This is a genomic window from Pseudomonas leptonychotis (assembly GCF_004920405.1).
Classification (GTDB): domain Bacteria; phylum Pseudomonadota; class Gammaproteobacteria; order Pseudomonadales; family Pseudomonadaceae; genus Aquipseudomonas; species Aquipseudomonas leptonychotis.
In genome coordinates this window covers 393,399-405,012 of the sequence record NZ_RFLV01000002.1, presented here as the reverse complement: position 1 = coordinate 405,012, position 11,614 = coordinate 393,399, and the positions used below count along the sequence as shown (strand labels likewise).

At 57.2% G+C, this 11,614-nt stretch carries 10 protein-coding genes; 7 read left to right on the top strand and 3 right to left on the bottom strand.

All coding sequences use genetic code 11. The annotated features are described in order from the left end of the window. The first annotated feature begins 75 nt into the window (after positions 1–75). From D8779_RS12470 to D8779_RS12455, 4 genes are all read left to right on the top strand, one after another. Positions 76–1,098 carry an amidohydrolase family protein gene (locus tag D8779_RS12470; protein WP_167492571.1) on the top strand — a complete coding sequence of 341 codons (1,023 nt, stop codon included), beginning with the start codon at positions 76–78 and terminating at the stop codon, positions 1,096–1,098. A gap of 62 nt (positions 1,099–1,160) precedes the next feature. Further along, the gene (locus D8779_RS12465; protein ID WP_136664803.1) at positions 1,161–1,625 is read left to right on the top strand and encodes a DUF3859 domain-containing protein; all 465 of its coding nucleotides are present in this window, start codon (positions 1,161–1,163) and stop codon (positions 1,623–1,625) included. Between the two features lie 377 nt (positions 1,626–2,002). Beyond that, positions 2,003–3,946, top strand: a complete 1,944-nt coding sequence (locus D8779_RS12460; RefSeq protein WP_136664802.1) for a DUF1302 domain-containing protein — start codon at positions 2,003–2,005, stop codon at positions 3,944–3,946. Positions 3,947–3,995: 49 nt separating this feature from the next. Continuing rightward, positions 3,996–5,366, top strand: a complete 1,371-nt coding sequence (locus D8779_RS12455; RefSeq protein ID WP_136664801.1) for a DUF1329 domain-containing protein — start codon at positions 3,996–3,998, stop codon at positions 5,364–5,366. 123 nt (positions 5,367–5,489) lie between these two features. Here the strand turns inward: D8779_RS12455 and fabB are convergent, their stop codons facing one another. The 3 genes from fabB to D8779_RS12440 all read right to left on the bottom strand — a co-directional run bounded on the left by fabB (position 5,490) and on the right by D8779_RS12440 (position 9,335). Next, complete coding sequence (gene fabB, locus D8779_RS12450) at positions 5,490–6,710, bottom strand: beta-ketoacyl-ACP synthase I (protein WP_136664800.1); 1,221 nt, start codon at positions 6,708–6,710, stop codon at positions 5,490–5,492. A 12-nt stretch (positions 6,711–6,722) separates the two neighbouring features. Then, positions 6,723–7,238, bottom strand: coding sequence for a 3-hydroxyacyl-[acyl-carrier-protein] dehydratase FabA (gene fabA, locus D8779_RS12445; RefSeq protein ID WP_136664799.1), 516 nt, complete (start codon positions 7,236–7,238; stop codon positions 6,723–6,725). Positions 7,239–7,412: 174 nt separating this feature from the next. Further along, positions 7,413–9,335: an ATP-binding protein gene (locus tag D8779_RS12440; protein ID WP_136664798.1), complete on the bottom strand. Its 1,923-nt coding sequence runs from the start codon at positions 9,333–9,335 to the stop codon at positions 7,413–7,415. A 265-nt stretch (positions 9,336–9,600) separates the two neighbouring features. Here D8779_RS12440 and D8779_RS12435 point away from each other — a divergent pair, with 265 nt between their 5' ends. From D8779_RS12435 to sixA, 3 genes are read left to right on the top strand one after another with little or no spacing between them, the layout of a single operon-like run. Continuing rightward, positions 9,601–10,623 carry an NAD(P)H-dependent glycerol-3-phosphate dehydrogenase gene (locus tag D8779_RS12435; protein WP_136664797.1) on the top strand — a complete coding sequence of 341 codons (1,023 nt, stop codon included), beginning with the start codon at positions 9,601–9,603 and terminating at the stop codon, positions 10,621–10,623. 32 nt (positions 10,624–10,655) lie between these two features. Next, the gene (locus D8779_RS12430; RefSeq protein ID WP_136664796.1) at positions 10,656–11,003 is read left to right on the top strand and encodes a DUF4389 domain-containing protein; all 348 of its coding nucleotides are present in this window, start codon (positions 10,656–10,658) and stop codon (positions 11,001–11,003) included. A gap of 25 nt (positions 11,004–11,028) precedes the next feature. Further along, the gene (gene sixA / locus D8779_RS12425; RefSeq protein WP_136664795.1) at positions 11,029–11,493 is read left to right on the top strand and encodes a phosphohistidine phosphatase SixA; all 465 of its coding nucleotides are present in this window, start codon (positions 11,029–11,031) and stop codon (positions 11,491–11,493) included. The last annotated feature ends 121 nt before the right edge of the window (positions 11,494–11,614 follow it).

Genomic DNA, 11,614 nt, shown 5'->3' with positions numbered 1-11,614 from the left:
GCAGCAATCCTGGTTTGTGAACTAGACATCAGTGTAGTGAGTCAATTGCGCTCACGTCTTCAAGAGGGTTGGGGTTTGAAACGACTTGCGTTGAGTCTTGCTGTTCTTGTCACTGTTTTAAGTCCACTGGCCCAGGCTCGCGAGTATCGCTTTAGCGATGCTCACTTGCATTACGTCGATTTCTTTCAGGAAAGCGCCGGCATGACTGAGCTGTTTGAGCAGATGGCCGCTGGCAATATCGAGCATGTGATGCTCTCGGGTATTCCGGTGGCGAAGAAGTGGCATGAGAACGAGCCAAAGCGCCCGCGTTACTACGCCGGTGACGATGCTGACGCCTATTGGTACAGCGCCACTGATGTGCTGGTGGCGCATGCTTACAAGCAAGTGCCTGCCGAGCAACGTAAGCGTTTGCATCCGTTTCTTTCGGGTTTCAATCCGAATGACAAAAATGCCGACGCCCACATCCGTCGCATGCTCGAACTGGATCCGGGTTTGTGGCAGGGCATCGGCGAGATCTTCACCCGGCATGACGACTTGACTGCGCTGATCGATGGCGAGACTCCCCGGGCCAACAACGAAGCGCTGGCTCGGGTTTTTCATCTGGCCGCCGAATACGATCTGCCGGTGATGCTGCACTCCAATATCACTTCCAAGCGTGAGCGTAATCCGTTGTACCTGCAGGAAATCGAGGATCCGCTGCGTAACCATCCGCATGTGCGGTTTATCTGGGCACATGCCGGCACCAGCATGGAAATCCACCGGCATCAGGAAAAGCTAGATTTCCTCTTGCCCAACTTGAAACGGATGCTCAAGCAATACCCCAATCTGTATGTCGATCTGTCGTGGACCATGCTCCAGCCCTACCTGCTAGATGCCGACGGTAAACCTGATCCGGCTTGGGTGGAGCTGGTCAGCAGTTATCCCGCGCGCTTTATGCTCGGCTCCGACGTGGTGGGTCGATTTAATGGCTTGGCTGATTACATGAATGGCTTCAAAGCCTTTCTCGACGCCTTACCAGAGGACGTTGCCCATCAGGTGGCGCGCGATAACTTCCTTGCGGTGTTGCCGCGTAAGGTGCAGGCCGAGCTGATCGATTAGGGTTGTCATCGCGCTGTCACACCGGTGTCATAGGCTCGCGCTCATCTAAAAAGGAGCGCGATATGCAATACACCCGTTTCAGTGCTTTGGCGGCACTCGTCATGATCAGTGGGCTAACGCAGGCTGAAGTGCGCGTTGAAGGCCCTATCGAGTACGGCGTTTTTGCCAGTGACTATCAGGATTACCAAGCCGGTGAGCGGGTGTTGACCCGCAGCAACCAGCAGATCGAGCCAGGCAACATTATTCCGGCCAAGCTCGGTACCAAGTTCGGTCTGCGTTACAACCTGGTCGGTAAAGTGGCCGCTGATTCGCCTCTCACCTTGCTGTACCTCACGCCGGGTGTGGTCACCCCGCAAGGCGTGCGGCATGACAAGTACGTGGTGACGCAAAAGCTGGTCCCAGGCGCCCCGCAAGATGTAATGGCCTTCGAGTTCACCGAAACCCATGAGGTGGTGCCCGGAGAGTGGCACTTTATGGTGTTCCAGGATGATCGCAAACTAGTGGAGCAGCGCTTTACCGTGCGTTGATAGCTAACGTTGTTACCCAGCCCGAGCCGCTTGATGCGCCTCGGGTTTTTGCTTTTATGGGGTGCGCAATGCGCCTCGTACCTGGTCATGCTTTGCCTGACTCATATGCGAAGAACAGCCGTAATTACGCCGATTTTCCTCGCGGTTGTTATTTCCCGTTGACGGGTTGGCAGTGATGCAACACTTTGTTACTTTGCATGTACTATCGTACCAACTTGATTATTTAACTGGCTTACATACGAGTTTTGCATGGCGCGGTAGGGTTTCTGTTGTGGGTATTGGTCGCTGATGCGCCACGTCACAACAGCCGAGAGACGAATAAAAACAGGGTGGCCCTAGAGCTGCCCAAAAATCTTGGCCAAATAAGGGTGTTATTGATGAAGATGAAAGTGGGCTTTCCCAAGCTGCAATTCCGTCCGTGGCAAGCCGGTGCAGCCTTGGCGCTATTACCGCTGCTGGTGACTAACGCGATACAGGCAGCAGAGTTCAGCTTTGCTGATAATCAAGTCACCGGCTCCATCGATACCACCGTGTCCTACGGCTCAATGTGGCGCGTGCAGGGGCGCGACAAGGGCAACATCAGTGATATCAACGCTGATGACGGCAACCGCAACTTCGATACCGGCCTGGTTTCCGAGGTCTACAAGGCCACTTCCGATCTTTCCGCGCGGTATCAGAATTACGGGTTGTTCGTACGCGGTACCGCGTTCTATGACACCCAGATCATGGACAAGCGTAACGACTACTACTCCACCACCGATGGTATCGAACGCCCCAGTCAGAACTTTCCTAACGACAACGAATTTACCGAAGGCACCCGCCATAACGCCGGGCGCAAGGCGCAGATTCTTGATGCCTACGTGTATGGCAACTGGGATATCTATGAAAAGCCGCTTTCGGCCAAAGTAGGTCGCCAGGTGATCAACTGGGGGGAAGGCGTGTTTTACCGTGGCGGGGTGAACACCACTAACCCAGTAGACGCTACCAAGTTTCACTTGCCAGGCTCCGAATTGAAGGAAGTGCTGGTGCCGATGGAGTCCTTAAGCTTCAACCTGGGGCTGACCGATAACCTCTCGATGGAGGCGTTCTATCAGTGGAAATGGCAAGAGACTCAGCTAGATCCAGCCGGTACGTATTTTGGCAGTACAGATCTATTTGCTGAGGGTGGCAATACGGCTTACACCACCGAAACAGCCCTGGCGCCGGCCATGCGCGGTTACAACACGGTTGTAGATTTAGTGCCGGGGCTGCTAGGCACGGGCTCGCGAGGCCCCAATGCCTACCTCAACCCGGAAACCGGGGTATTCAAGGTTGCCAACATTGGCAAAGATATCGAAGCCGATGACAGCGGTCAGTTTGGTGTGGCTTTTCGTTATGTGGCCGAGCAGCTGAACTCTACCGAGTTCGGTTTCTACCTGGTTAATTACCACGCCAAAGAACCGCAGATTGCCATTGATCTCCAAGACTTCCAGGGCGTTGATATGGCGACCTTAGGCAGTCTTGCCGGTGATGCTGCCGGCGCTCTTGCTACCTTGGACATGGCCGGCAATGCAGAGGCACGCCGCGATTATGTGGAAGATATCCGCATGTACGGCTTCAGCTTTAACACCACGATCGGCGATGCCTCGTTCTCTGGCGAGCTGGCCTACCGTCCAAATGCCCCCATCAGTATTTCCGCGACCGATGATTTGCTGGGAGATCTTCTCACTCAGGGCGTCATGGGTTCCAACCTGCTCGACAGTGCAGTAGATGGCCATGCAGCCTGTGCGCAAGTTTCCGGTAAAGCATTGTGCCGCTCGCAGATTTTTGAAAACTACGAGCGCGCCGAGACCTACAACATCGCCTTATCAACCATCTATAACTTTGGGCCTCTGGTCAGCTTTGACTCGGTGATGGGTGTAGCGGAAGTGGCCTCGCAGCATGTCCGGGGCAGCCGTTTGAAATACACCGCCTACGACGGCAGTACACGCAAATTCGCCAGTAGCGCCGACCAGGCGTACGTCAGCCCGGAAAATGGCGATTCCGATCAGATCAGCCGCGACAGCTATGGCTACACCTTGCTGCTATCTGGTAGCTGGAACGATGTGTATGCCGGGGTGAGGTTGTCGCCTTATGTCGTCTACCAGGATGACTTTCAGGGCAATTCGGAGCGCACGGGTAACTTTATCGAAGGACGTAAGGCGTACACCCTGGGAATGGATGCCAGTTACTTGAATAGTTTCGAAGTGGGCCTGCAGTACACCGAGTATTACGGGGCGGGGGGCAATAACTCGATGCGCGACCGCGACAACGTTTCGTTGAGCGCCAAGTACTCGTTCTGAAGCCCTGCGACCTGCGCACGCGGGCTGCCCCGAATTCTGGAGAAACCTTATGTTGAAGCACTGCACCCTGTTGGCCACTGCCCTAATTCTGGCCAGCGCTAGCACCGGTAGCCTGGCTGGCGTTTCGGCCGAGCAAGCCGCCACTCTAAAAACCACCCTGACGCCCATGGGCGCGGAAATGGCCGGCAATGCGGCAGGTACCATACCGGCCTGGACGGGCGGCATGACCCAATCTCCGGCAGGCTACAAAGGCTCGGGCCAGCACCATGTTGACCCCTTCGGTGGTGAGCAGCCGCTGTTCACCATTACCAAGGCCAACCTTGAACAATACAAGGCGAACCTTACGCCGGGGCAGATCGCGCTTTTCAATTTCTACCCGGAGAGCTTTCAGATTCCGGTGTACCCAACTCATCGCAGTGGTTCGGCGCCGCAGTGGGTGTATGACAATACCTTCAGTAATGCCACCAGCGCCAAGCTGCTCGATGGCGGCAATGGTTTTGCCGACGCTTATGGCGGCATCCCGTTTCCCATTCCGCAGAGCGGCGTCGAGGCAGTGTGGAACCACATCACCCGTTACCGTGGTACCTATGTAGTGCGTCGTTCTGCTGAAGCTGGGGTGCAACGCAACGGCCAGTACTCGCTTGTAACCTCTGAAGATGAAGCGCTATTTCGCTTCTACAACCCCAAGAGTAATGACAGCGAGTTGAACAATACCCTGTTCTATTACATGACCTTTACCACTGCTCCAGCACGCTTGGCAGGCAATGGCGCACTGGTGCAAGAGATGCTTGACCAGGTTAAAGAGCCGCGACAGGCCTGGGGCTACAACCCAGGACAGCGCCGCGTAAGGCGGGCGCCAACCTTGGCCTACGACACGCCAATCGAATCTTCGGATGGCCTGCGCACGGCGGATGACACCGACATGTACAACGGTGCGCCAGACCGTTACGACTGGACGCTAGTGGGCAAGAAGGAAATCTACATCCCCTACAACAACTACACAGTCACCAGCCCGGATGTGAAGTACGAGGAGCTGCTCAAACCCGGTCACATTAACCCAGCCTATACCCGCTATGAGCTGCACCGTGTGTGGGTGGTGGAAGGCAAGTTGAAAGCGGGTGCACGGCATATCTATTCCAAGCGCACCTTGTTCCTTGATGAGGACAGCTGGGGTGCGGCAGTGGTCGATCAGTACGATGGTCGTGGTGAGTTATGGCGTGTGTCGATGGCCTACCTGAAAAGCTTCTACGAGCTGCCAACGGTATGGACCGCTCTGGATACCTTCCATGACCTGCAAGCCCGCCGTTACAGCGTGCAGTGGCTGGATAATGAAGAGCGGGGTACCGCCGATTTCAGCAAGCCGTCGCCAGATGAGTCCAACTTCAGCCCTGCGGCCTTGCGTCGTAAAGCTACGCGTTAGGGCTAGTCGATCGGTTGCGTGCCGGTGATTCAGCTCAAGAGCCTCAGCTTTCATCGTGGTTGAAGCGTAGAAACCAAAAAGGGCGCCACAAGGCGCCCTTTTTACTACTGCGAAGCGACTACATCACTTGCCGGCCCAGCGCTTCATGACCAAGGTGGCATTGGTGCCGCCGAAGCCGAAGCTGTTGCTCATCACGGTATCGAGCTTGACGTTTTCAACCGTGCTGCGCTGGATCGGCATATCAGCCACTTCCGGATCCAGCTCGTCGATGTTGGCCGAGCCGGCAATGAAGTTGCCTTCCATCATCAGCAAGCAGTAAATCGCTTCCTGCACGCCGGCAGCGCCCAAGGAATGCCCCGACAAGCTCTTGGTAGAGCTGATGGCGGGTGCCTTGGTGCCGAAGACTTCGCGTACGCCACGAATTTCTGCCACGTCGCCAACAGGGGTCGAGGTGCCGTGGGTATTCAGGTAATCGATAGGCGTGTCTACAGTAGACAGTGCCTGTTGCATGCAGCGCACAGCGCCTTCGCCGCTTGGTGCGACCATGTCGTAACCGTCGCTGGTTGCGCCGTAGCCAACGATCTCGGCATAGATCTTCGCGCCGCGCGCCAGGGCGTGCTCCAACTCCTCAACCACCACCATGCCGCCGCCGCCGGCGATGACAAAACCGTCACGCTTGGCGTCGTAAGCCCGCGAGGCTTTTTCCGGGGTGTCGTTGTACTGGGTGGAGAGGGCGCCCATGGCGTCGAACAGGCAGCTTTGGCTCCAATGCTCTTCCTCACCGCCGCCGGCAAAGACGATGTCCTGCTTACCTAGCTGAATCTGCTCCATCGCCTGGCCGATGCAATGCGCGCTGGTGGCGCAGGCCGAGGAAATCGAGAAGTTCACGCCTTTGATTTGAAATGGCGTGGCCAGGCAGGCCGACACAGTACTGCCCATGGTGCGAGTTACGCGGTACGGGCCAATGCGCTTGACGCCTTTCTCGCGAAGGGTATCGATGGCTTCCATCTGGTTAAGTGTGGAAGCACCGCCGGAGCCTGCAATCAGGCCGGTACGCGGGTTGGAAACCTGCTCATGGCTTAGACCCGAGTCGCTAATCGCCTTTTCCATGGACAGGTAGGCGTAGGCGGCAGCGTCACCCATAAAGCGGAAGACTTTGCGGTCAATCAGCTCTTCCAGGTTCAGGTCAATCGAGCCGGAGACGTGGCTACGCAGGCCCTTTTCGGCATAGGCTGGATTGAAACGAATGCCCGCTTTGCTGGCGCGCAAGCTGGCAGAGACGGTTTCTTTGTCATTGCCCAGGCAGGAAACGATGCCCAGGCCGGTAATCACGACGCGACGCATGCGATGAGTCCCTTAGAAATTGTCGGTAGAGGTGAACAGGCCGACCCGTAGGCCTTCGGCGCTGTAGATTTCGCGGCCATCAACGCTGACGGTGCCATCGGCAATAGCCAAAACCAGAGAGCGGGCAATGGTGCGTTTGATGTGGATGTTATAGGTGACTTTCTTGGCGGTTGGCAGCACCTGGCCGAAGAACTTCACGTCGCCCGAACCGAGGGCGCGGCCACGGCCGGGATTACCCTGCCAGCCGAGGTGGAAGCCTACCAGCTGCCACATGGCATCCAGGCCCAGACAGCCTGGCATCACCGGGTCGCCTTCAAAATGGCAGGCGAAGAACCACAGGTCTGGAGTGATATCGAGCTCGGCGACTATTTCGCCCTTGCCGTACTTGCCGCCGGTGTCACTGATGTGAGTGATGCGATCGATCATCAGCATGTTCGGCGCGGGCAGTTGCGCATTACCTGGGCCGAATAGTTCGCCGCGACCGCAAGCGAGCAGTTCTTCCCGGGTGAAGGCGTTTTGTTTGGTCATGCGAGCTCCTCAATGTTTCCCATGCGGCAAGGCTGGGTGAATCGTCCTGGCTGGCGGCGCAGTCTGCTGCGCCTGCCAATAGCCTAGTCATAGACTGTTGCGTTGTGGTGAAAGTCACAGCCTTGTGAGTACAGTTGTACTCCGCTCTTACTGGCCGGGCCTAGACCTATGGCTCTAGCCTGCAGCAGTTGAGCCTTCTTGACTACCCGTCGAAGGTCGAGAGGGTAGCCAGCGTTGCAGTATTCGCTGCAAATCTGCGCGTTTAAACGGCTTTGCCAGGTAGTCATTCATGCCGCATTCAAGGCAGGCTTCGCGGTCTCCCTGCAGGGCATTGGCGGTCAGGGCAATGATGGGTAACTCGGTGCAACCGGGCAGGCGGCGGATCTGCCGAGTGGCCTCGTAACCGTCCATGATCGGCAGGCGGCAATCCATAAGAACTGCGGCATAAGCTTGCTGGCTGGCCTGGTGCACGGCCTGTGCGCCATCTCCGACCAGGCTGACGTGGTAACCCAGGCTGCGCAGCATGGCCTCGATAACCGTTTGGTTGACCGGATTGTCCTCGACTAATAGCACGGGTTGGCCGTTGCCTTGTTCGCAGGGCAATACTGTATCGCTGATAAGCGGTGCCGCTTGCTGTGAGAACGGCAGTGGCACTTCGAGGGTAAACACCGAACCTTGGCCCTCCTGGCTGACCGCGCGCAAAGTGCCGCCCATACGTTCGGCCAGGGTGCGGGCGATTGGCAAACCGAGCCCGGTGCCACCGTAACGTCTTGAAATAGAAGTGTCGGCCTGTTGAAAGGCATCGAACATGTGTTCCAGGCGCTCGGGAGAGATACCGATGCCGCTGTCATGCACCGCGCAGCTGAACCACAGCACTTGGTTGTCCAGCGCTTGCCAGGTGCTGTGCACGCGGATGCTGCCGGTTTCGGTGAACTTCAACGCGTTGCCAATCAGGTTGACCAGAATTTGCCGGATACGCGTCGGGTCGCCTTGAACTTGAAGCAACTCCAACCCGCCCTGGCTTTCCAGCTGTAGCTGCAGGCCACGCTGCTGGGCGCTGTGCTGGAATACCTGAATCGAGCTTTGCAGCAGATCAAGCAGGCAGAAGGGGATGCGTTCCAGCTCTAATGCGCCGCGCTCGATGCGCGAGAAGTCGAGAATGTCGTTAATGACTTTCAGCAAGTGCTCGGTGGATTCGGTGGCCAGTGCCGCGTATTCGGCCTGCTCCTGGGTCATTTCCGTGGTTTCGAGCAGCTGCAGCATGCCTAGCACGCCATTCATAGGGGTGCGCAGCTCGTGGCTCATCATCGCCAAAAAGTCGGATTTGGCGCGATTGGCCAGCTCAGACTGTTCGCGCGCCTGGATCAGCAGGGTCATGGCCCGTTGTTGCTCTTCACTGGCACTGGCCAGGCCGTGGGCGAGGTTGTTGATGTGCCGTGCCAGGGCCTGTAATTCACCTTCGCCGACTTCAGGCAGCGTGGTCTGGTAATTCCCGGCCTGAATCGCGCTGACCGCTTCGCCCATGGCACTGAGAGGTTGCGACAGGTGGCGGGCTAGGCGGCGGGCCAGAAGAAAAGTCAGCGCCAGGGCAAATAGCGCGAGTAGGGTGGCTTTGAACAGGATTTCTTGCTGGCGGGTGCTGAACGCATCGTTGGACATGCCCACCACGACATAGCCTAGATAATCCTCGGTTAATGGCTGGTTGGCTGGCGTTTTTAGCGGCGCACGTTGCAGGTGAATCGGTGCCTGGAACACGTCAACCTGGCTGCTGGCATGACCACTGCCCGGTGTTTGCTCAACGTAGACGAGAATCTTGCCGGTATGGTCGCGCACCTCAAGAAAACGTACATGCGGGGTTTTCAGGGTGGCTTGCAGCAAGGTGTCGAGAACATCGAGGTTGCCAGAAATCACCCCGTAGGTGCTGGCAGGGGCTAACTGGCTGGCAATCAGCTGGCCGTAGTGATTGAGCTCCTGGCGCAGGTCCTGCAGGCGCGCAAAGGTGAAAAAACCAGTGAGCAGCAGGGTCAGCAGCAGAGCGGGGCCGACACTAATCAGTTGCGTGCGGGTATGGATGTTCCAGCCACGGCGCAGGATCACCGGGCTACTCCGTTGCGGCGCACAGTACTCAGGTACTGGACACCGGGGGGCTGAGTCTCTGGCCGGCTTTTCGCGCCTTCAGAACGAAGGCGGACTTGGGTGCTGTCGATCACGCCACAACCTTGTTTGCGTTTGAAAAGCTGCATGTTAACCGAGCTGCCTGGGTTTGCCAGTGCTTGGCAGCCTGCTAAAAGCTGGCTGCATACCGGTGTCGCCGTATAATGCGAGCGATTCGCCACTTTTAATGGTTTACCACGGATGCGTTATGACTGATCAGCACCCTATTGCAGTCCTCGGCGGCGGTAGCTTCGGCACTGCGATTGCTAATTTGCTGGCCGAGAACGGCCAACACGTTCTGCACTGGATGCGCGACCCGCAGCAAGCGGAGGCGATTCGGCAAAACCGTGAAAACCCGCGTTACCTTAAAGGCATCAAAATTCACTCAGGTGTTGAGCCGTTAACTGACTTGGCCGCGGCATTAAAGGCTTGTGATTTGGTGTTTGTCGCATTGCCCTCCAGCGCTTTGCGCCAGGTATTGCAGCCGGTCTCTGGGCTACTCAGCGGCAAGCTGTTGGTCAGCACCATCAAGGGTATTGAGGCGAAGAGCTTTCTGCTAATGAGCCAGATCCTTGAAGATATTGCTCCTGACGCGCGTATCGGCGTGCTTTCCGGGCCAAATCTGGCGCGTGAGGTGGCCGAGCATGCGCTGACCGCGTCGGTCGTCGCCAGTGAAGATGACGACCTTTGCCAGCAGGTACAGGCTGCACTGCATGGCCGCACCTTTCGTGTGTATGCCAGCGCGGACCGTTTTGGCGTCGAGTTGGGCGGGGCGTTGAAGAACGTTTACGCGATCATTGCCGGCATGGCAGCCGCCATGGGTATGGGCGAAAACACCAAAAGTATGTTGATCACCCGCGCCCTGGCGGAAATGACCCGTTTTGCGGTCAAGCTGGGGGCAAACCCTATGACCTTCCTGGGTTTGGCCGGCGTAGGCGACCTGATCGTCACCTGTTCCTCAGCCAAAAGCCGTAACTACCAAGTCGGCTTTGCCCTCGGTGAGGGTCTGAGCCTGAAAGAGGCAGTCGAGCGTTTGGGGGAAGTGGCGGAAGGGGTGAACACCATCAAGGTGTTGAAGTCCAAGGCCGAGGAGCTGGATGTTTACATGCCATTGGTGGCAGGGTTGCATGCCATTGTGTTTGAGGGGCGTACGTTGGACCAGGTAATTGGCGCGCTGATGAATGCAGAGCCCAAGACCGACGTCGACTTTATTCCCACCACCGGTTTTTGAGTCTTACCTTTAAACCTTGCAAGGAGATGAGCATGAGTGACGACAATCAAGGGCTGCAGCGCGAATCGATTCTACTGCGCATCCTTTGGATGGTGATCTTTATCATTGTCTGGCAGCTGGCGGAAATACTGCTGGGCGCTGTGGTGTTGCTGCAACTGGGTTACCGCCTGTTCTACGGCGCGCCGAATGCGGGTCTGCTGAGTTTTGGTGACAGCCTGAGTCAGTACCTGGCGCAGATCGGCCGTTTCGGTACCTTCAATAGCGATGAAAAGCCTTGGCCGTTCGCAGATTGGCCAACCCCGCAAGCGCCGCAAGGTGAGGTGCCGCATAGCATTCCGCCTGCAGCTCATCCGGTGCGCGACGAAGAACCCAAGTTGTGAAAAGCCCGGCCTTGAGGGCAGGGCGTTGAAACTCTGGCTGCTTCGCCACGGTGAGGCCGAACCGACTGCACGCAGTGATGCCGAGCGCAATCTGACGGCCCATGGCCGGCTGCAGGTGCGCGAGGCGGCAGCACAGCTGCAGAGTCGGCCGTTACGTGCGGTATTGGTCAGCCCTTATGTACGCGCGCAACAGACGGCGGATCTGGTCTGCGAGGTGCTGGCATTTGGTGGTATTCGGCAGACTGTGCCCTGGCTGACGCCTGAAAGTGATCTGCGTCAAGCGCTGCGGGAACTGGATGGCTATGCCTACGACGAGCTGTTGTTGGTCACCCATCAGCCGCTAGTGGGTGCGTTGGCGGGCTTTCTAATACACGGCCATCGCCAGCAATCGTTAGCGATGAATACCGCCAGCCTAGCCCTGCTTGAAGGTGACGAACTGGTCGCGGGATTGATGGGGCTCTCGGTGCATAAACACCCAACCGGCTCTTAATTCGTCACTACACACCGAAACATTTATCTTCTTGCGGGGCGCCTTTGTGCGTGGAATAGTCCAACCAAGCAATTGCTTGCTTGGTTGGCTGGTTCCACAAAAACAACAAAGGAGGAATCCC

Excerpts from the sequence above, each read along its gene's own strand:
- fabA (WP_136664799.1), bottom strand. The coding sequence starts at position 7,238 with ATGACCAAACAAAACGCCTTCACCCGGGAAGAACTGCTCGCTTGCGGT.
- fabB (WP_136664800.1), bottom strand. The coding sequence starts at position 6,710 with ATGCGTCGCGTCGTGATTACCGGCCTGGGCATCGTTTCCTGCCTGGGC.
- D8779_RS12430 (WP_136664796.1), top strand. The coding sequence starts at position 10,656 with ATGAGTGACGACAATCAAGGGCTGCAGCGCGAATCGATTCTACTGCGC.
- D8779_RS12455 (WP_136664801.1), top strand. The coding sequence starts at position 3,996 with ATGTTGAAGCACTGCACCCTGTTGGCCACTGCCCTAATTCTGGCCAGC.
- D8779_RS12460 (WP_136664802.1), top strand. The coding sequence starts at position 2,003 with ATGAAGATGAAAGTGGGCTTTCCCAAGCTGCAATTCCGTCCGTGGCAA.
- D8779_RS12465 (WP_136664803.1), top strand. The coding sequence starts at position 1,161 with ATGCAATACACCCGTTTCAGTGCTTTGGCGGCACTCGTCATGATCAGT.
- D8779_RS12435 (WP_136664797.1), top strand. The coding sequence starts at position 9,601 with ATGACTGATCAGCACCCTATTGCAGTCCTCGGCGGCGGTAGCTTCGGC.